General features: G+C 71.8%; 19 protein-coding genes. 11 read left to right on the top strand and 8 right to left on the bottom strand.

Annotated elements, in window-relative coordinates:
• Positions 1 to 40: 40 nt before the first annotated feature.
• Complete coding sequence (gene tkt / locus AB1046_RS05855) at positions 41 to 2,146, bottom strand: transketolase (protein ID WP_369373301.1); 2,106 nt, start codon at positions 2,144 to 2,146, stop codon at positions 41 to 43.
• Between the two features lie 331 nt (positions 2,147 to 2,477).
• Between tkt and AB1046_RS05850 the strand changes: the two genes are divergently transcribed.
• The 9 genes from AB1046_RS05850 to der all read left to right on the top strand — a co-directional run bounded on the left by AB1046_RS05850 (position 2,478) and on the right by der (position 11,816).
• Complete coding sequence (locus tag AB1046_RS05850; protein WP_369373299.1) at positions 2,478 to 3,470, top strand: heme o synthase; 993 nt, start codon at positions 2,478 to 2,480, stop codon at positions 3,468 to 3,470.
• A gap of 246 nt (positions 3,471 to 3,716) precedes the next feature.
• The gene (locus tag AB1046_RS05845; protein WP_369375586.1) at positions 3,717 to 4,568 is read left to right on the top strand and encodes a CoA ester lyase; all 852 of its coding nucleotides are present in this window, start codon (positions 3,717 to 3,719) and stop codon (positions 4,566 to 4,568) included.
• 239 nt (positions 4,569 to 4,807) lie between these two features.
• The gene (xerD, locus tag AB1046_RS05840) at positions 4,808 to 5,746 is read left to right on the top strand and encodes a site-specific tyrosine recombinase XerD (RefSeq protein WP_369375584.1); all 939 of its coding nucleotides are present in this window, start codon (positions 4,808 to 4,810) and stop codon (positions 5,744 to 5,746) included.
• Positions 5,747 to 5,927: 181 nt separating this feature from the next.
• The gene (locus AB1046_RS05835) at positions 5,928 to 6,743 is read left to right on the top strand and encodes a ParA family protein (RefSeq protein WP_369375582.1); all 816 of its coding nucleotides are present in this window, start codon (positions 5,928 to 5,930) and stop codon (positions 6,741 to 6,743) included.
• Positions 6,727 to 7,791 (top strand): ScpA family protein, encoded by a 1,065-nt coding sequence (locus tag AB1046_RS05830; RefSeq protein WP_369373297.1) that lies wholly within the window; start codon positions 6,727 to 6,729, stop codon positions 7,789 to 7,791. The genes AB1046_RS05835 and AB1046_RS05830 overlap by 17 nt, the downstream gene beginning before the upstream one ends.
• Positions 7,788 to 8,456 carry an SMC-Scp complex subunit ScpB gene (locus tag AB1046_RS05825; RefSeq protein WP_369373295.1) on the top strand — a complete coding sequence of 223 codons (669 nt, stop codon included), beginning with the start codon at positions 7,788 to 7,790 and terminating at the stop codon, positions 8,454 to 8,456. Before AB1046_RS05830 ends, AB1046_RS05825 begins: the two co-directional genes overlap by 4 nt.
• 40 nt (positions 8,457 to 8,496) lie before the next feature.
• Positions 8,497 to 9,411 carry a pseudouridine synthase gene (locus AB1046_RS05820; RefSeq protein WP_369373293.1) on the top strand — a complete coding sequence of 305 codons (915 nt, stop codon included), beginning with the start codon at positions 8,497 to 8,499 and terminating at the stop codon, positions 9,409 to 9,411.
• Between the two features lie 73 nt (positions 9,412 to 9,484).
• Positions 9,485 to 10,207, top strand: a complete 723-nt coding sequence (gene cmk, locus AB1046_RS05815; RefSeq protein ID WP_369373291.1) for a (d)CMP kinase — start codon at positions 9,485 to 9,487, stop codon at positions 10,205 to 10,207.
• A 61-nt stretch (positions 10,208 to 10,268) separates the two neighbouring features.
• A complete protein-coding gene (gene der, locus AB1046_RS05810) occupies positions 10,269 to 11,816 on the top strand; it encodes a ribosome biogenesis GTPase Der (RefSeq protein ID WP_369373289.1) in 1,548 nt (515 codons plus the stop codon).
• A 10-nt stretch (positions 11,817 to 11,826) separates the two neighbouring features.
• On the opposite strand, the gene AB1046_RS05805 is transcribed toward der, so the two are convergent.
• The 4 genes from AB1046_RS05805 to AB1046_RS05790 are packed head-to-tail and all read right to left on the bottom strand — an operon-like array spanning position 11,827 to position 15,741.
• Entirely contained in the window at positions 11,827 to 12,834 is a 1,008-nt protein-coding gene (locus tag AB1046_RS05805; RefSeq protein ID WP_369373287.1) for an ABC transporter substrate-binding protein, read from the bottom strand.
• Positions 12,831 to 13,655 carry an ABC transporter ATP-binding protein gene (locus tag AB1046_RS05800; protein WP_369373285.1) on the bottom strand — a complete coding sequence of 275 codons (825 nt, stop codon included), beginning with the start codon at positions 13,653 to 13,655 and terminating at the stop codon, positions 12,831 to 12,833. Before AB1046_RS05800 ends, AB1046_RS05805 begins: the two co-directional genes overlap by 4 nt.
• Positions 13,652 to 14,737, bottom strand: coding sequence for a FecCD family ABC transporter permease (locus tag AB1046_RS05795; RefSeq protein ID WP_369373283.1), 1,086 nt, complete (start codon positions 14,735 to 14,737; stop codon positions 13,652 to 13,654). Before AB1046_RS05795 ends, AB1046_RS05800 begins: the two co-directional genes overlap by 4 nt.
• Positions 14,734 to 15,741, bottom strand: a complete 1,008-nt coding sequence (locus tag AB1046_RS05790; RefSeq protein WP_369373281.1) for a FecCD family ABC transporter permease — start codon at positions 15,739 to 15,741, stop codon at positions 14,734 to 14,736. The genes AB1046_RS05795 and AB1046_RS05790 overlap by 4 nt, the downstream gene beginning before the upstream one ends.
• Before the next feature lie 87 nt (positions 15,742 to 15,828).
• Here AB1046_RS05790 and lgt point away from each other — a divergent pair, with 87 nt between their 5' ends.
• Complete coding sequence (lgt, locus tag AB1046_RS05785; protein ID WP_369373279.1) at positions 15,829 to 16,920, top strand: prolipoprotein diacylglyceryl transferase; 1,092 nt, start codon at positions 15,829 to 15,831, stop codon at positions 16,918 to 16,920.
• A 123-nt stretch (positions 16,921 to 17,043) separates the two neighbouring features.
• Positions 17,044 to 18,303 carry an MFS transporter gene (locus AB1046_RS05780; protein ID WP_369373277.1) on the top strand — a complete coding sequence of 420 codons (1,260 nt, stop codon included), beginning with the start codon at positions 17,044 to 17,046 and terminating at the stop codon, positions 18,301 to 18,303.
• 165 nt (positions 18,304 to 18,468) lie between these two features.
• Here AB1046_RS05780 and AB1046_RS05775 read toward each other — a convergent pair whose 3' ends face one another.
• The 3 genes from AB1046_RS05775 to AB1046_RS05765 all read right to left on the bottom strand — a co-directional run bounded on the left by AB1046_RS05775 (position 18,469) and on the right by AB1046_RS05765 (position 19,674).
• A complete protein-coding gene (locus tag AB1046_RS05775; RefSeq protein WP_369373275.1) occupies positions 18,469 to 18,837 on the bottom strand; it encodes a hypothetical protein in 369 nt (122 codons plus the stop codon).
• Positions 18,838 to 18,845: 8 nt separating this feature from the next.
• Entirely contained in the window at positions 18,846 to 19,103 is a 258-nt protein-coding gene (locus AB1046_RS05770; RefSeq protein WP_369373273.1) for a hypothetical protein, read from the bottom strand.
• A 73-nt stretch (positions 19,104 to 19,176) separates the two neighbouring features.
• Positions 19,177 to 19,674 (bottom strand): Lrp/AsnC family transcriptional regulator, encoded by a 498-nt coding sequence (locus AB1046_RS05765; protein WP_369373271.1) that lies wholly within the window; start codon positions 19,672 to 19,674, stop codon positions 19,177 to 19,179.
• Positions 19,675 to 19,691: the final 17 nt, after the last annotated feature.

Here is a 19,691-nt window from a genome sequence, read left to right as displayed (position 1 = left end):
CGTGCCCTTCCTCTCTCGTGTCCGTGTGGTCCTGCCGTGTTCAGGACGCGGCCTCGATCGACTCCTTGGCGGCCTGGGCGACCGCCTCGGCCGTGATGCCGTACTCGGTGTAGAGCGTCTTGTAGTCGGCCGACGCGCCGTAGTGCTCGAGCGACACGATGCGGCCGGCGTCGCCGACGATCTCGCGCCAGCCCTGCGCGACGCCCGCCTCGACCGAGACGCGGGCCTTCACTCCGGACGGGATGACCGACTCGCGGTAGGCGGCGTCCTGCTTGTCGAACCACTCGCGCGAGGGCATGGAGACCACGCGGGCCTGCACGCCGTCGGCGGCGAGGAGCTTGCGCGCCTCGACGGCGAGCTGCACCTCGGACCCGGTGCCCACGAGGACGACGTCGGGTGTGCCCTCGGTGTCCAGGAGCGTGTAGCCGCCCTTGAGGGTGCCCTCGGCGCCGCCGAAGCCGTCGGTGCCACGCGGGTAGGTGGGCACGTTCTGCCGGGTGAGCACGATGCCGGCCGGGTTGGCCCGGTTCTCGAGGATGCCGCGCCAGGCCCAGGCGGTCTCGTTCGCGTCCGCGGGGCGTACGACGTCGAGGTTCGGGATGGCTCGCAGCGCCGCGAGGTGCTCCACCGGCTGGTGTGTCGGGCCGTCCTCGCCGAGGCCGATCGAGTCGTGCGTCCAGACGAACGTGGTGGGGATGCTCATCAGCGCCGCCAGGCGCACCGAGGCCCGCATGTAGTCGGCGAACTGCAGGAACGTGCCGCCGTAGGGGCGGGTCAGGCCGTGCAGCACTATGCCGTTGAGGATCGAGCCCATGGCGTGCTCGCGGATGCCGAAGTGCAGCGTGCGGCCGTACTCGTTGCCCGGGAACTTCTTGGTCGCGTGCACGGCAGGCACGAACGACGACGCGCCGTCCATCGTCGTGTTGTTCGAGCCGGCCAGGTCGGCCGAGCCGCCCCACAGCTCGGGCAGCACGTCCGCCAGGGCGGTCAGCACCTTGCCCGACGCCGCACGGGTGGCGACACCCTTCTCGCTCGCCTCGAACTCGGGCAGCGAGTCGGTCCAGCCTGCTGGCAGCTCGTGGGCGCGCAGCCGCGCGAGCAGGGTCGCGCCCGCCGGGTTGGCCTCGGACCAGGCCGCGAAGGCGGACTCCCAGGCCTGACGCTGCGTGGCCTGACGCTCCGCGACGGACCGCGTGTAGGACAGCACGTCGGCGTCGATCACGAACGACGCCTCCGGGTCCAGGCCGAGCGCGGACTTGAGGCCCTTGACCTCGTCGGCGCCCATGGCCGAGCCGTGGATGCCGCCCGTGTTCTGCTTGGTGGGCGACGGCCAGCCGATGATCGTGCGCAGCGCGATGATGGACGGCTTGCCGGTCTCCGCCTTGGCGGCGTCGATGGCGGCGGCCAGCGCGTCGGTGTCCTCCGCGTAGCCCTCGCCGCCCGACGTCCAGTCCACCCGCTGGGTGTGCCAGCCGTAGGCCGCGTAGCGCCCCAGGACGTCCTCGGTGAACGCGATGTTGGTGTCGTCCTCGATCGAGATCTTGTTGTCGTCCCAGATCAGGATCAGGTTGCCGAGCTGCTGGTGACCGGCGAGCGACGAGGCCTCCGAGGTCACGCCCTCCTGCAGGTCGCCGTCGGACGCGATGACGTACACGTGGTGGTCGAACGGCGACTCACCGGGGGCGGCGGCCGGGTCGAGCAGGCCGCGCTCGCGGCGCGAGGCCATCGCCATGCCGACGGCGGAGGCCAGCCCCTGACCCAGCGGGCCGGTGGTGATCTCGACGCCGGCGGTGTGGCCGAGCTCCGGGTGGCCGGGGGTCTTCGAGCCCCAGGTGCGCAGCGCGGCGAGGTCGTCCATCTCGAGGCCGTAGCCCGCGAGGAAGAGCTGCAGGTAGATCGTCAGCGACGAGTGGCCGGCGCTCAGCACGAACCGGTCGCGGCCCAGCCAGGCGGGGTCCGACGGGTCGTGGCGCATGGTCTTCTGGAAGAGGAGGTATGCGGCCGGAGCGAGCGAGATCGCGGTTCCGGGATGTCCGTTACCCACCTTCTCGACGGCGTCCGCGGCCAGTGCCTTGATGGCCTTGACCGCTCGCTCGTCGAGCTCCGACCACTCCAAGGGCTTCAGCACGGGGTCGAAAGCGTTCACGAGTCCTCTTTCTCTCCGCCGTCGGATCCTCGTCCTGCCCGGAGAGCGGACGGGCCTCAAGGACCGCGCAGCGTGCGTGCGGCGGCGGCGGGATACCGGCCGCCCTTCGTTCGACAACAAAATCAACCCTATACGCGCACCCGAGCCGCTGCGCAGGCCTGTCCATGCTCTGTGGATCACAGGACCCCAGGACAAATCTCACATGGCACCGCGGGAATGCGGTGCGCGGCCGGGTCACGGTGCGACGTACGATGTGCACGCCCCCCGCTCGCACCGTGGCCCACCTGGTGCGAAACCCACATCAGGACCCACGGACGGAACTGCGAAGCGCGTGAGAACGAGCCAGACGAGGAACGGCCAGAGCGTGCGCACCGCGGCGCCGCAGGACGGGTCCGAGAGGGATGGGTCCACCGCCGACGTCGGACAGCGTCCCGGGGGCTGGTTCTTCCGCCGGGCGGGCGCGTACGTCGCGCTGACCAAGCCGCGCGTGATCGAGCTGCTGCTCGTGACGACCGTGCCCACCATGATCCTGGCCGCCGACGGCCTGCCCAGCTTCTGGCTGATCATCACGACGCTCATCGGCGGCGCCGGAGCGGCGGGCAGCGCCAACGCGTTCAACATGTGGTGGGACCGCGACATAGACCAGATCATGAACCGGACCAAGAAGCGTCCGCTGGCCACGGGGGAGATCTCCCCGCGCGCAGGCCTGGTCTTCGCCTCCATCCTGGGCCTGCTGTCGCTGACGTGGTTCGCGCTCGTCATCAACTGGGCCGCGATGTGGCTCACGCTGGCCGCCATCGTCATCTACGTCGTGGGCTACACGATGATCCTCAAGCGCCGCACCCCGCAGAACATCGTGTGGGGCGGCATCGCCGGCTGCATGCCCGTGTTCATCGGGTGGGCCTCCGTGACGGGCGAGCTGAGCTGGGCCGCCCTGGCCCTGTTCGGCATCATCTTCTTCTGGACGCCGCCGCACTACTGGCCGCTGTCCATCAAGTTCAAGCAGGACTACGCGAACGCGAACGTCCCGATGCTGCCGGTGGTCAGCGACGACAAGCGGGTCGCCGCCGAGATGGTGGGTTACACGATCGCGATGATCGCCTGCTCGCTCCTCCTGACGCCGCTCGCGGGCATGTCCTGGGTGTACACCGTGGTGGCGGGCGCGCTGGGCGCGTGGTTCCTGTGGTCGACGATCGCCATGCTGCGTCGGGCGCAGGGCCGGGCGAGCGGCAAGCTGGGCGCCATGAAGGTGTTCCACGCCTCGATCACGTACCTGTCGCTGCTGTTCGTGGCGGTAGCGGTGGACGTCTTCCTGCCGTTCTGACGCTCGCGTGGGCGCTCGTCCTGACGCCACTTCGTCAAGGTGGTGTTCTGTTCATATTGTTCGCGCCCATGTAGCGGTTCATGATTCGGCCGTGTCGGTGTCCCCGCCTAGGCTGAGTGCGTGACCGAGACCCCAGCCGACCGAACCACCGACTTTGCCGATCAGCCTGTCGATCAGCCCGCCGAGCAGTCCGCGGGCTACTCCTCGGGCCTGCCGACGGCGGCCGCCGTCGCCCCCGAGGTCGACCTGGCTCCCCGCCGGGCCGCTCGCGAGAAGTCGCGGGTAGCCCCGGACTACGCGCGTGCCTGGCTCCTGCTCTCCGCGATGCGGACCGAGCTCTTCGACAAGGCGCAGCTCTCCCGTGCGGACCAGGTGATCCTCGACTGCGAGGACGCCATCGACGACCGCCTCAAGGACGAGGCGCGCGAGAACGTCATCCGGTGGGTCAAGAACGGCGGCAACGCCTGGGTCCGGATCAACGACCGCCAGGCGCCCGCCTGGGCCGACGACGTCGCATACCTGCGCGGCCTCAAGGGGCTCAACGGCGTGATGCTCGCCAAGACGGAGAGCGCCGACGACGTGATCGACACCGCGCAGCGCCTCGGCGGCGACATGCCCGTCATCCCGCTCGTCGAGTCGGCCCTCGGGATCGAGGAGGCGGTCAACATCGCCAAGGCCCGCGGCGCTTTCCGCCTCGCGTTCGGCTCCGGCGACTACCGCCGCGACACCGGCGCCTCCAACGAGCCCATGGCCATGGCGTACCCGCGCACGCGGCTTGTGGTCGCCAGCCGCATCGGCGGCCTGCCCGGCCCGGTGGACGGCCCCACCGTCGGCTCGTCGCACGCCCTGCTGCGCGAGCAGTCGGCCGACGCCGTCGCGCTCGGCATGACCGGCAAGCTCTGCCTGGACTTCGATCAGTCGGGCGTCATCAACGAGTCGTTCGCGCCCACGTCGTCCGACGTCGCCTGGGCTGTCGACTTCTTCGCCGAGTTCGAGGCCGCGGGCTCCGTGATCCGGGACGGCAGCGACAAGCCGCGCCTGGCCCGCGCGCAGGTGATCCGCTCGCGCGCCGAGCTGTTCGGGATCAACCCGGCCTGAGGTTCCAGGGGGATCGCCCTGGGGGGACGGACCGTCCGCCTCTCTTTCGAGCCCTAAGTTTCTTCGCTTTCCGGGGCCTCAAAGCGAAGAAACTTAGGGCTCGAAGGAGAGTGGGCCTGGGGGCCGACCCGGCCCGCGTGTCGGGCGCCCGGCGTGGCCTGGTCGTAGGGCGGGGTGGGTCTCGGCATGATGGGGCGGTGTCCACCGCTCTCGCCCACCCGTCGTCGTTCAGCGAGTCCCTGCCCGGCGAACCGGCCGAGGGCGGCGGGCTCGACCGCGCCCTGCGCGACTACCTCGCGCACCTGAGCGTGGAGCGCGGGCTCTCGGCCAACACCGTCGCCGCCTACCGGCGCGACCTCGGGCGGTACGCGGGGTTCCTCGCTAGGGCGGGCCGGGCCGGCCTGTCCGGGGTCACCGAGTCCGACGTCACGGGCTTCGTCGAGTCCGTGCGCCAGGGGTCGGACGGCGGGCGCCCGCTGTCGCCGTCGTCCACCGCCCGGGCCCTGGCCGCGGTGCGCGGCTGGCACAAGTTCGCGCAGGCCGAAGGCCTGGCGACCGACGACCCGTCCGCTGAGGTGCGCGCGCCCACGCAGCTGCGGCGCCTGCCGCACGCGCTGTCGGTGGACGACGTCGCGGCCCTGCTCGACGCCGCCGGCGCGGGCGACGGCGCGCTGCCGCTGCGCGACCGGGCCCTGCTGGAGCTGCTGTACGCCACCGGCGCGCGGATCTCCGAGATCGTGGGGCTCGACGTCGACGGGGTGAGTGACAGCACGTCCGTCCGGCTGCTCGGCAAGGGATCCAAGGAGCGTGCGGTGCCCGTGGGCTCGTTCGCGCGCGAAGCACTGGAGGCGTACCTGGTGCGGGCCCGCCCAGCACTGGCCGCGGCCGGCCGTGGCACACCCGCCCTGTTCCTGAACACGCGTGGCTCGCGGATGTCGCGGCAGACCGCCTGGGCCGCGCTGCAGTCCGCGGCCACGCGCGCGGGCCTGAACGAGCACGTCTCGCCGCACACCCTGCGGCACTCGTTCGCCACGCACCTGCTGTCCGGCGGGGCCGACGTGCGCGTGGTCCAGGAGCTGCTGGGGCACGCGTCGGTCACGACCACGCAGATCTACACCATGGTCACGCCCGACGCGCTGCGTGAGGTCTACGCCGCCGCCCACCCGCGGGCTCGCTAGCCGAACTACGCCACGCCGGGACTTTCGCGGGGCGGGGCCCACACTCTGGTATAGCGTGGCGGGCGTGAGCGAGGCACCCAGCCAGGAGGGAGCGAGCACGATGACCGACATTCTTCTCGGCAAGACGGTCGTCGGCGCACCTAACGACTCGGACATCGTGCGCGACGTCGTCGGCCGTGTCATGCCCGAGCTGCCCGAGCCGGCGCCCCTCGCCAGCCACGGGCCGGCGCGCATCATCGCGATGTGCAACCAGAAGGGCGGGGTCGGCAAGACGACCACCACCATCAACCTCGGCGCCTGCCTCGCGGAGTACGGCCGCAAGGTGCTGCTGGTGGACTTCGACCCGCAGGGCGCCGCGTCGGTAGGCATCGGCGTGAACCCGCACGAGCTCGACCTCACCGTCTACAACCTGCTCATGGAGCGGGACGTCGACATCCGCGACGTGATCATCGCGTCGGGGATCGAGAACCTCGACGTGCTGCCGGCGAACATCGACCTGTCCGCTGCGGAGGTGCAGCTCGTCGGCGAGGTCGCCCGCGAGTCCGTGCTGGCCCGCGCGCTGCGCCCGGTGATCGACGACTACGACGTCATCCTCATCGACTGCCAGCCGAGCCTCGGCCTGCTCACGGTGAACGCCCTGACCGCGGCGCACGGTGTGCTGATCCCGCTGGAGTGCGAGTTCTTCGCCCTGCGCGGCGTCGCGCTCCTGGTGGAGACCATCGAGAAGGTGCGGGACCGGCTCAACCCCGCCCTGGAGATCGACGGTATCCTCCCCACCATGTATGACTCGCGCACCCTCCACTCCCGGGAGGTCGTGGCCCGCGTGTACGAGGCGTTCGGCGACACGCTGCTCCACTCGATCATCGGGCGCACGGTGAAGTTCCCCGACGCCACGGTCGCCGCCGAGCCGATCACCGACTACGCACCGGGGCACCCGGGCGCGGCCGCCTACCGTCAGCTCGCCCGGGAGCTCGTGGTCCGTGGCGACGCTGCCTGACGTGGCGGTGGATCGGTCGGACGTCCTTGAGGCGGAGGCTGACGTTGCCGCTGAGTCTGACGTCGTTGCCGCGGAGCCGGACTCCGCCGTCGACGAACGTCGCTCCTCCCGCACGTTCCAGGTGCACCTGCACAACTTCGAGGGCCCGTTCGACCTGCTGCTCTCGCTGATCGCGAAGCACAAGATGGACGTCACCGAGGTGGCGCTCGCGGTGGTGACCGACGAGTTCGTCGCGCACATCCGCGAGGCGGAGCGCGCCACCCGCGAGGCCGCCGCGCGCGGCGAGGAGCACGCGTCCTGGGACCTCGGCGTGGCCAGCGAGTTCCTCGTCATCGCCGCGACCCTGCTCGACCTCAAGGCGGCCCGGCTGCTGCCCGGCATCGTCGACGAGGACGCGGAGGACCTGGAGCTGCTGGAGGCGCGGGACCTCCTGTTCGCCCGCCTTCTGCAGTACCGGGCGTACAAGGAGGTCTCGAAGGTCATCGCGGAGCAGCTCGCGTCGGCCGGGCGCCGAGTGCCGCGCCTGACGCCGCTGGAGCCGCACCTCGCGGCGATCCTGCCCGACCTGGTCTGGGACACGTCGGCCGAGCGGCTCGCCGAGCTCGCCGCGCGGGTGCTGGCCCCGAAGCCGCCGCCCGTGGTCGGCCTTGCCCACCTGCACGGCTCCGCCGTCAGCGTGCGGGACGAGGCGGGAGTCCTCGTCAAGCGCCTGCGCACGGAGCACGCGGTGACGTTCCGGTCGCTGACGGCGGGCGCGGAGCGGCTGGTGACCGTTGCCCGGTTCCTTGCCCTGCTGGAGCTGTTCAGGGACTCGCTGGTCGGGTTCGAGCAGGTCAGCCCGCTGGGCGAGCTGACGGTCCGCTGGACCGCCGGGCCCGACGACGGCGCGAAGTACCTCGACCCCGCCGCCGGCCCCAGCGAGTTCGACGAGGACGACCTGGTGGCGCCGGTCGAGGTACCGGCCGACGACGTTCCTGCCGTCGAGGCTGCCGACCCTGAGCAGACCGACCCAGAGCAAGCACAGACCGGACCGGAGGCGAACGCATGACCGTCGAAGAACAGGCCCCTGAGGCCGTGCTGGACGCTCCGGCCGAGGGCGCAACGCAGGACTCCACGCAGGACGAGCTGACCTTCGTCGACGTGCACACGCTCCCGGGCGGTGCGCACGCGGCGGTCGAGGCCGTACTCATGGTGGCGGACGCGCCGATCGGCGCGGACCGCATCGCCGCGGCGCTAAACCTGACGCAGAACGAGACCGACGACATCCTGCACGAGCTGGCCGACGAGTACGCCGGGCACCTCGGGTCCCGCCCGCGCGGGTTCGAGCTGCGCCGGACGATGGACGGGTGGCGCATCTACTCGTCGGCGGCGCACGCGGACCCCGTCGGAAGGTTTGTGCTGGACGGCCAGTCGGCGAAGCTGAGCCAGGCTGCCCTGGAGACGCTGGCGGTGGTCGCCTACCGGCAGCCGGTGACGCGTGGCCAGGTCAGCGCGGTGCGCGGCGTGAACGTGGACGGCGTCGTGCGGACCCTGCTGACCCGGGGGCTGATCGCTGAGATCGGCCAGGACCCGAGCTCTGGTGCGGTTTTGTTCGGAACCACGGGATACTTCTTGGAGCGGATGGACTTCACGTCGCTCGACGAGCTGCCTCCGCTGGCGCCGCACCTGCCGGACCTCGACATGCTCGACGGTTTTGACGGGCTGGACAACTAGCTCCTGCGCGCGCCTCTTACGAATCGACGAGAGACGAATCATGAGCAACGAACGCCGCGGCGGGAGCCGCCGCGAATCCAGTGGTGGACAGCAGCCGCGCCGACCCGACCACTCCGGCAAGGGCGGCAAGAACTTCCGAGGTGGCAGCTCGGCCAAGAGCCGCGCCCAGGCGAACACCCCGCGCCGCAAGCCCGCGCAGCCCGCCGAGCAGGGCCGCGACGTCCATGTCGAGGACGGTGTGCGGCTGCAGAAGGTGCTCGCGCAGGCGGGGCTGGGCTCACGCCGCGCGTCCGAGGAGCTGATCGCGAACGGGCATGTCGAGGTGGACGGACAGCTCGTCACGGAGCTGGGCGTGCGGGTCGACCCCGCCACCGCCGTCATCCACGTGGACGGGCTGCGCATCCAGCTCGACCAGGCAAAGGTGACCATCGCGCTGAACAAGCCCCTGGGTGTGGTCTCCACCATGGACGACCCCAAGGGCCGTCCCACCGTCGCGGACCTGATCAAGAACCGTGAGGAACGCCTCTTCCACGTGGGCCGGCTCGACGCCGACAGCGAGGGCCTGCTGCTCCTGACGAACGACGGCGAGCTGGCCAACCGCCTGTCCCACCCGAAGTACCAGATCGCCAAGACGTACCTGGTGACGGTCGAGGGCGAGGTCTACCCGCGCACGGGCCGCGAGCTGCTCAAGGGCATCGAGCTCGACGACGGCCTCGCGAAGATGGACGCCGTGCACGTGCTGCAGCAGATCGACGGCTTCGCGATGCTGGAGGTGGTGCTGCACGAGGGGCGCAACCGGATTGTGCGCCGTATGTTCGAGGCCGTCGGGCACCCGGTGACGCGCCTGGTGCGCACCCGGATCGGCCCCATCCCGCTGGGCGACCTCAAGGCGGGCCGCACCCGCGTCCTGGGGCGCACGGAGCTGGGCACCCTCATGGGTGCGGTCGACCTGTAACCTCGTCCGCTGAGTGCTGGGTATCTGTGCCCGGGAAAGCGCTCCGGCAACAGATATCCAGCACTCAACGGAAGTGAGCAGGACTGTGACTGTTATCGCCATCGACGGGCCGTCCGGGTCCGGCAAGTCCAGCGTGTCCAAGGCAGTCGCCGCCCGGCTGGGCCTGGCCTACCTCGACACCGGTGCCATGTACCGGGCGGCCACGGTGTGGAGCATGGAGACGGCGGACCTGGACGATCCGGCGTCGGTCGCGACGGCGGTTCGTGCGATGCCCCTGGTCATGGGGCTGGACCCGGAGGCGCCGGGCGTCGAGCTGGACGGGCGGGACGTCGCCGTACCGATCCGCTCCACCGAGGTCACGACCAACGTCTCCAAGGTGGCGTCCAACCTCGAGGTGCGCGCCGAGCTCAAGCGGCTCCAGCGGGAGATCATCGACCAGGAGACCAGCACGGTGCGTGCGGTGCAGGCGCGCGGCCGGGGGATCGTCGCCGAGGGGCGCGACATCACCACGGTCGTGGCGCCCGACGCCGACGTGCGTGTGCTGCTCACGGCGTCCGAGGAGGCGCGCCTGCGCCGTCGTTCCCTGGAGGTGCACGGCGCCGCCGACGCGGGCGCCGTCGAGGCGACCAAGGACCAGGTGCTGCGCCGGGACCGGGACGACGCGAAGGTCACGCAGTTCCAGGTCGCCGCGGACGGCGTGGTGACCGTCGACTCCAGCGACCTCGACTTCGAGCAGACGGTCGACGCGGTGCTCGCCGTCGTCGCGCAGGCACAGGCGGCGACGAGCCGGGCCTGAGCGACGCAGGTCATACGCCCGCGAGTCGGCCTCAGGCCGCCAGGCCTGCGACAATGGGGGGATGACCCACGACCCCTCTGCATCGGAGACTGCTGCGCTGGACGCGGCGGCCCGAGATGATGCTGCCCTCGACGCTGCCGCCCCGCCCGCACCCGACCTCGATCTCGCCGAGACCGAGGACGACGTCGCTCGCGAGCGCGCCCTGCGTGTCGGCCTGGAGGAGTTCGAGCTCGACGAGTCGGACCAGGCGCTGCTGGACTCCGAATGGTCCGACGACCAGGGCGACGGCGACGAGATCCTGCCGGTGCTCGCCATCATCGGGCGCCCGAACGTCGGCAAGTCGACGCTGGTCAACCGGATCATCGGCCGTCGCGAGGCGGTCGTGGAGGACAAGCCGGGCGTGACGCGCGACCGCGTGTCCTACCCGGCCGAGTGGGCCGGCCGCCGGTTCATGCTCGTGGACACTGGTGGCTGGGAGGTCGACATCGCGGGCATCGAGGCCAAGGTCGCCGAGCAGGCGGAGGTCGCGATCTCCCTGGCCGACGCCGTGGTCTTCGTGGTCGACGCCTCCGTGGGGGCCACCGCCACCGACGAGCGGGTAGTCGAGCTGCTGCGTCGCTCCGGCAAGCCCGTGGTGCTGTGCGCCAACAAGGTCGACGGCGCGTCGGGCGAGGCCGACGCCACGTTCCTGTGGGCCCTGGGCCTGGGGGAGCCGCACCCGGTCTCCGCGCTGCACGGCCGCGGCACGGGCGACCTGCTCGACGCCGCGATCAAGGCGCTGCCCACGAAGTCCGAGTACGGCAAGCTGCGCCCCGCGGGGCCGCGCCGGGTCGCGCTCGTCGGGCGGCCGAACGTCGGCAAGTCCTCCCTGCTGAACAAGATCGCCGGGTCGGAGCGCGTAGTCGTCGACGACGTCCCGGGCACCACGCGGGACCCGGTCGACGAGCTGATCGAGCTGCGCGGCATCCCGTACTGGTTCGTGGACACCGCGGGCATCCGCCGGCGGGTGCACCAGACCAAGGGCGCCGACTTCTACGCGTCGCTGCGCACGGCCGCCGCGATCGACAAGGCGGAGATCGGCGTCGTCCTGGTGGACGCGTCCAACCCGCTGACCGAGCAGGACATCCGCGTGATCCAGCAGGTCGTGGACGCCGGCCGCGCGCTGGTGATCGCGTACAACAAGTGGGACCTCATGGACGAGGACCGCCGGCCCTTCCTGGAGCGCGAGATCGAGAAGGAGCTCGTGCAGATCACCTGGGCGCCGCGCGTGAACCTGTCGGCGCGCACCGGCTGGCACAGCGAGCGCCTGGTCCCGGCGATCGAGCGGTCGCTGGCCTCCTGGGACCGGCGGATCCCGACGGGCAAGCTCAACGCGTTCCTCGGCGAGCTCGTCGCCGCGCACCCCCACCCGCTGCGCGGTGGCAAGCAGTCGCGCATCCTGTTCGCCACGCAGGCCTCGACCCGGCCGCCGCGGTTCGTCATCTTCGCCACCGGTTTCATCGAGGCCGGCTACCGCCGGTTCATCGAGCGCCGCCTGCGGGAGACGTTCGGCTTCGAGGGCACGCCGCTGGAGATCTCGGTCCGCGTCCGGGAGAAGCGCAAGCGCTGAGCCGCCCGGGTTACAGGGCCTCCGCCGCGCGCAGGGCGTCCGCGATTCCCTGGTAGATCTCGGCGTACGCGCGGTAGGAGTACGGGGCCGCCGCGTACCAGTCGTAGATCTGGCCGGCCTGCACGGCGGGCAGGCTTGCCCAGGTGTCGATCTCCGCGAGGTCGGCCTCGTTCGACTCGCGGGAGCGCGCGTCGAAGAGGATGACGTCGGCGTCGGCGTAGTCACCGGCCTCCTCCCAGCTGTGCTGGTGGAAGACCTCGCCGTCAGCCCCCTCGTCGTCGAGGATGTCGAGCCCGGCCGCGCGCAGGGTGCTGAGCTCGGGCAGCGAGTCGGGGTCGGCCACGTAGAGGGTGTCCGCGTCCGCGGAGACGACGACCACCTGCAGGCCGGTCTCCGCCGACGCCGCGGAGACGTCCTCGAGCGCTGCCTCGTAGGCCTCCCTGTCGGCGGCGAGCTCAGCGCTGCCGGTGTCGGCGCCGAGCTTGCCCGCCAGGTCCACGAACTCGGCGATCGCGTCGTCGGTGTTGGCCCAGGTGCCTCCCACACCGATGGACGGGGCGAGCCCGAGGATCTGCTCGGCCTGCTCGGCAGGGACGTACCAGAGGTTCTCGCCGTCGTACGTGTAGTCGATGAGCAGGTCCGGGTTCATCAGGCCGTAGTCCTCGACGTCGAACTCGCCGTAGGTGGCGCCGAGGGTCGTCACCTGGTCGAGGTCGATGTTGCCTGCCTGGTAGCTCAGCTCGCCGTCGGTCTCGGCGAGCTCGCCGTAGACGCCGTCGACCTGGTAGCCCGCGTCCCACAGGCCCGCGGCCATGCTGGACTGCGCGACCACCGTCTGCGGCACGGTGTCGAGCTGCACGGTCTCGCCGCGCGCGTCGGTGTACTCGAACGGGCCGGCGGGTGCGGCCTCGTCGTCGGTGGAGGTGGTGTCGGCGCCCGCGGCGCCGCAGGCGGCGAGGGCGAGGGCGGTGGTCGCGGCGAGGGCGACGGCGGCGAGGCGGTGGGGAGCGTGGTTCACGGGGTCTCTCCTTCGTGGTTGAGTGGCGCCCGCAGGCGCGGGACGACGAGCGGGGTGCCGGACTCGGGGTCGGCGATGACACGGGCGGGCAGCCCGTAGACGTGCTCGACCAGGTCGGGGGTGACGACGTCGGCGGGTGTGCCGGTCGCGACGATCGCGCCGTCCTTCATGGCCACGACGTGGGTGGCGTAGCGGCAGCCGAGGTTGATGTCGTGCAGGACGGCGACCACCGTTCGGCCGTGGTCGGCGCGCAGGCGGGCACACAGCTCCAGGACCTCGACCTGGTGGGCGAGGTCGAGGAAGGTGGTGGGTTCGTCGAGCAGCAGGAGGTCGGTCTCCTGCGCGAGCGCCATGGCGAGCCACACGCGCTGGCGCTGGCCGCCGGACAGCTCGTCGAGCCGCCGGTCGGCGAGGTCGGTGGTGTCGGTGAGCTCCATGGCGGTACGCACGGCGTCGGCGTCGGACGGCGCCCACTGCCGCAGCAGGGACTGGTGCGGGTAGCGGCCGCGGGCGACGAGCTCGGCGACCCCGATGCCCTCCGGGGCGACCTGGGACTGCGGCAGCAGCGCGAGGCGGCGGGCGACGTCCTTGGGCGACCGGTGGTGCACCGGCTCGCCGTCGAGCAGCACCGTGCCGCTGGTGGGCCGCAGCAGGCGGGCCAGGGCACGCAGGAGCGTGGACTTGCCGCTGCCGTTGGCGCCGAGGATGACGGTGAACGACCCGTCGGGCACCGCCAGGTCGAGCCGGTCGACGATCGGTGGGCCGCCGTACCCGAGCGTGACCTGCTCGGCGCGCAGCCGGTGTGTCGTGTCGTGGGTCATGCGTGTCCCTTTCGCCACTCGCGACCGAGCAGCCAGATGAGGTAGAGCCCGCCGACGCCGCCGGTCAGGACCCCGACCGCGACCTCGCGCGGGACGAACGCCTCCCGGGCGGCCAGGTCGGCGAGCACCAGGACCAGGGCGCCGGTGAGCCCCGCGGCGGGCAGGCCGGGTCCGTCGGCCCGCGTGAGCCGGCGGGCGACCTGCGGGGCGGTGAGCGCGACGAAGCCGATGGGGCCGGCGGTGGCCACCGCCGACGAGGCCAGCAGGACGCCCACGGCGACGGCGGCGAGGCGCAGCGGGCCGGGTTGCAGGCCGAGGGCGGCAGCGCCGTCGTCCCCGAGCTCTGCGACCGAGAGCCGGCGGCTGAGCAGGAGCGCGAGGACCAGGCCCACCGCGACCACCGGGGCGAGGAGCGCGAGGCGGGACCAGTCGCGCCCGGCGAGGTTGCCGATGAGCCAGACGGCGGCGCTCTGCGCGTCGTAGATGTTGGAGCCGACCACGAGCAACGAGTTGAGCGCCGCGAGCCCGAGCCCGATGCCGAGCCCCACGAGGACCAGGCGGAGCGCGTCCGGGCCGTGCCGGGCGGCCTGGCCGCGCCCGGAGGCCAGGAGCAGGACGGCGACGGCTGTGCCCGCACCGCCCGCGACGGCGCCCAGTGCCGTGGTGCGTACTCCGCCGCCCGTGAAGAGCATGGCCACGAGCGCGCCGGTGGCCGCACCGGTGTCGAAGCCGATCACGTCGGGGCTGCCCAGCGGGTTGCGGGTCACCGACTGGAAGAGGGCGCCGGCCAGGCCCAGGGCCAGCCCCACCACGGCGCCCGTGAGCACGCGCGGTGCCCGGAGCTGGCCGATGATCAGGTCCTCCGCGGGCGTCGCGGTGCCGCTCAGCACCCGGGCCAGGGCGGCTATCGGCATGGGGTGCTCGCCGGCCAGGACGGCCGCGACGATCGCGATCGCGAGCGCGGTCGCGAGCAGCAGGCACACGAGGACCGACCGCGGGTCGAGCAGCACTGACCACCGCCCGAGGCTCAGCGCGCGCAGGGCGCCAGGCCCGGTTTCGAGGGCGCGGGGCGCCGCGCTCACAGGGCGACCAGCCTGCGGTGCCGGACCAGCGCGACGAAGACCGGGGCGCCAAGGAGGGCGGTCATGACGCCCACCTCGATCTCACGGCCGGAGGTGACCACCCGGCCCACCGTGTCGGCGAGCACGAGGACTGTCGCCGCGAGCAGCATCGACAGGGGTACTACCGCCCGCTGGTCGGTCCCCACGGCGAAGCGGGCGACGTGCGGCACGGTGAGGCCGACAAACCCGATGGGCCCGGCGACGGCGGTGGCCGCGCCGCACAGCAGCGTCACGGCGACGGCGGTGAGAATGCGGGTGCGCGGCACGCTGAGGCCGAGGGAGCGCCCGGTGTCCTCGCCGAGCGCGAGCGCGTTCAGGCCGGGCGTGACCACCAGCGCGGCCACGGCCCCGACCAGGAGGAACGGCAGGGCCTGTGCGAGGGTGTCGAGGCCGCGGTTCACCACGGAGCCCACCACCCAGTGCCGCATCGTGTCGTAGGTCTGCTGGTCGCGCAGCGCCAGTCCGTTCATCCAGGACACCAGCACCGCGGAGAGCGCGGCGCCGGCCAGCGCCAGGCGGGCCGGTGTTGTGGTGCCACGCCCGCCGGTGCCGATCGCGTACACGACGACCGACGCCGCTGCGGCGCCGACCAGCGCCAGCCACAGCTGCGCGTGCTGGCTCGAGATGCCGAACAGGGCAACTCCGGTCACGACGGCGGCCGCGGCGCCCGCGTTGACGCCGAGCAGGCCGGGATCGGCGAGCGGGTTGCGGGTCAGCGCCTGCATGAGCGCGCCGGCCCCGCCGAGCGCCAGCCCGACGACGACCGCCACCACCGTGCGCTCCAGGCGCAGACCCCGCACGATGCCGCCGGCCTGCGACCCGGTGGCGGTGAACAGCTCGTGCACCACGGTGCCTGGCGCGAGGACCTGGCGGCCGATCATCAGGCTCAGCACCACCGCCACGGCCAGTGCGACGAGCGCTGCGGCGAACACGGCGGCGCGTCGGGCCGGGGCAAGGTCAGGCATAGTGAGGTAAGGCTAAACTATCGAAACTACTGAAACTGCCGCCCGGCACAGTCGTGCTCCGACCCCGAGTCGCGGTACCTTCAGGTCGTGCTTCCGGCCAGTATCCCCAGCCCTGACCCGGTGTGGTCTCAGATCCACCTGGGCCCGCTCACCATCCACACCTACGCCCTGTGTCTGCTGGCGGGCATCGTTGCCGCCGCGTACATCACCGACCGGCGCCTGCGGGCGCGCGGCGCCGCCCCCGGCCTCGCCATCGACATCGCGATGTGGGCAGTGCCGATCGGCATCGTCGGCGCCCGGATCTACCACGTGCTCACCCACCTCGGCGACTTCACCGGTCCCGACGTCGACGCCTGGGCCTGGGTGCGCATCTGGGAGGGCGGCAACGCCCTGTTCGGGTCGCTGCTCGGCGGTGCGGTCGGCGCCTGGATCGGCTGCCGCATGACCGGCCTGCGTTTCTGGTCGTTCGCCGACGCGCTCGCGCCCGCCCTGCTCGTCGCCCAGGCGATCGGCCGCCTCGGCAACTACGTGAACCAGGAGCTGTTCGGCCTGCCGACCACGCTGCCGTGGGGCCTGGAGATCCGCTCCGACGCGCCGATGTTCCCTGCCGGGACGCCCGAGGGCACGCTGTTCCACCCGCTGTTCCTGTACGAGATGATCTGGAACCTCATCGGCGTGGCCGTGCTGCTGTACATCGAGCGCCGCGTGGTGCGTCGCAACGCCACCCTGCTGGCCGACGGCGGTACACCCGGGCCCGGTCTGCGCTGGGGCCGCCTGTTCGGTCTCTACCTGATCTGGTACGGCCTGGGCCGCAGCTGGCTCGAGGCCATCCGGATCGACCCCACGAGCGACGCGCCCCTGGGCGTGCCCGCGAACATCTGGACGTCCGGGATCGCGATACTGGCGGGCATCGCGATCGTGGTGGTGCAGGGCCGGCGGCACCCGGAGCCCGAGGAATCGGTGTACATGCCAGGGCGGGAGCCCGTGGACGAGGACGCCGAGGGTGCCGATGCCGATGGTTCGGACGCCGATGGTTCGGACGTCGAAGCTGCCGATGCCAAGGCTGACGACGCCAAGGGTGCGGACGCCAAGGGTGCCAAGGCCGCGGCGGCCAAGGTCGCGGACCCCGAGGTCGTGGACACCGACGCGAGCCCCGCGGACCCGGCCGGGAGCAAGTAGCCCGTCGAGCCGAGCCCAGCGGGTACGTCTTGCCCCGCCGGTCAACGGCGTCGTCGCCCCCTGTGCGTACCCTCACAGCCCTGCGGCTTGTTTACCCGGGCACCTGTTGCGCAGGATGTGGTCATGCCACATTCGCCGCCGAGGGACACCCCTGCCCTGACCCCGCTCACCGGGGACCGGCGAACCTCGTGGCCGGTGGCCGCCGTCCTGCTGGCCGTCGCCTGGGGCGGTAACGAGTTCACCCCGCTGCTTGTGATGTACCGCGAGCAGGGAGACATGGGGCCCGTCACCGTCGACGCGCTGCTCGCCGTGTACGTGTTCGGCCTGGTCCCCGCACTGCTGCTCGGTGGACCGCTGTCCGACCGGTTCGGGCGTCGCCTGCTGTTGCTTCCCGCGGCGCCGGTCTCGGCGCTCGGGTCGCTGGTGCTCGCGCTGGACCCGGCAAGCCCGGTGGTGCTCGGGATCGGACGCCTGCTGTGCGGCGTTGCGCTCGGCCTGGCCATGGCCGTGGGATCCACCTGGCTCACCGAGCTCAGCGCGGCCACGGGCGACCGTGCCGCGGGCCCTAGGCGCGGGTCCCTGTCCCTGACCGCAGGGTTCCTCTCGGGCGCGGGCGTCGCCGCCATGCTCGCGCAGTTCGCCCCGTGGCCAACACACCTCTCGTACGTGCTGCACGCGGCCGGCGCGCTGCTCGCCGGGCTCTTGCTGCTACGCGTACCGGAGACCCGTCCGACCCTCCCACGCGGCGTTCGGGCGCCGCTGCTCGACGACCTGCGCATCACCGCCATCGGGCACCCGCGCTTCCTGCGGGTTGTGGTGCCGCTCGCGCCCTGGGTGTTCGGCTGCGCCGGCTGCGCCTTCGCGGTGCTGCCCAGTCTGCTCACCGACCACGTCGGCGGCATCCCCGTCGCCTTTGCGGGGATCATGGCCGTGCTCGCGCTCGGCTGCGGCATCGGTGTCCAGGTGGTGGCCCGGCGGATCGACACACCGTGGTCGGCTCGCGCGTCCGTGGTGGCGCTCGCCATCGTCGCGGCCGGGATGGCGCTCGCCGCCTGGGCGTCAGTGGCGCTCTCGCTGCCGCTGGGCGTGGTGGCGGCCATGGTGCTCGGTACGGGCTACGGGCTGAGCCTGGTGGCGGGCCTGAGCGAGGTCGTGCGCATCGCGGGACCGGGCCAGCTCGCCGGACTGACCGCCGTCTTCTACTCCCTGACGTACCTCGGCTTCTTCGTGCCGATGGTGCTCGCCTGGCTGCACAGCATCTGGTCCTACGGCGAGATGCTCGGCTTCGGAGCTGTCGCGGCGGCGCTGTGCCTGGCCGTGGTGGCGGCGTCGTCCCGCAGGGCGCTCCCGCTGGCCGATGGCGACGCCGCCAACCGCTCCTGACGCCGTGGATGTCAGTGGTCGCGGACACAATGTCGGGATGACTGATGAAGAGATCTCGCCCGACGGCCTGACGGCGGCGCAGTTCCACGCGTGCCCGGGTGTCGAGGACTGGCGCGTCACCTCCTGGGGGCCGGCCTGGACGGACACGTACGAGTAGCCGCGCCGCTACTTGTTCAGCAGCTGCGATACGCGCTGGTGGGACAGGTCGACCAGTGCGGCGGAGTCACGTACCGATACGCCGGCGTCGTGCAGGAGCCGCACGGTTGCGGCCCGGTCCGCCTCGAACTTGGCGCGGCGCTCGGCGAGCTCAGCTCGTTCGGTGAGGTAGTTCTCCCACATCGCCTGACCCTCAGGGCCGAGCACTGCGGACATGTCCCAGGTCAGGTCGAACGCGTCGTCGTCCATGTCGAGCAGGCCGCCGAGCAGGTCACGTACTTCGGTCTCCAGCTCGGCGAGACGGGTGGCCTCGGTGGTTGCGCCGCGGACGGACTCGACATCGCCGATCCACCACTTGCCCTCTCGGGTCACCTTCACGGTTACCTTCACTTGTCCAACCACCCTTCTCCGAGCAGGCCTTCGAGTGCGTTCTCGTTCGACCTGGTCACCGCCTGGGACTGCTGGCCGGCATGGCCGGTAAGGCCGATGCGCCCTATCTCCTTGCCTTCCGTGTCGAGGACGACCCAGATCGTGTGAGACCCCTTGCCTCGTTTGGGCAGCTGTTCGACCGTGTATCCGAGTCGGCGTGCATGCTTGCGGACTGCTTTGAGCACCTGCTGCGCAGACCTCGTCCCGTCGACCATGAGCCTAAAGTCTAATTGGCTAGACGCGCAAGTGTCTATCACTGTAGCCACTTGCTCGGAGGGGGCTGTCGGGCTAGGGCGCGGAGCCGGCGTCGCGGTCCGCGGCCGGGCCTGGGCCGGCGGGGATCGGCTCCTCGAACACCAGCAGCGTGTGCGTGTTCAGGATGCCCGGCATGCCCTGGATCTGGTCCAGGATCAGGTGCCGCAGGTCGGCGTTGTCCCGCGCGCGGACCAGCAGGACGAGGTCGAACTCCCCACCGACCAGCCCGATGTGGTCGATGCCGCGCAGGGTGCGGAGCTCCTCGCGGACCGTGCGCCACTGGGACTGCTCCAGGTTGACCGTGACGTAGGCCGACGTGCCGAGGCCGGCCAGCACCGGATCGATGTCCGCGCGGTAGCCGCGGATGACCCCGGTGGTCTCGAGGCGCTGCACGCGCGCGTAGGCGTTGGCCCGCGAGATGTGCAGCTTCTCGGCCAGCGAGCGCATCGACATCCGGCCGTTCTCGCGCAGCTCGTCGACGATGCGCTGGTCGACGTCGTCGAGGCCCCCTGCCACTTGTCTCGCGGCCACGTCCTGCGCCCCCTCAC

Origin of the sequence: Promicromonospora sp. Populi, assembly GCF_041081105.1 — a bacterium.
Lineage (GTDB): Bacteria > Actinomycetota > Actinomycetes > Actinomycetales > Cellulomonadaceae > Promicromonospora.
The sequence above is the reverse complement of the archived record's forward strand: the minus strand, read 5'-3'. Positions and strand labels throughout refer to the sequence as shown.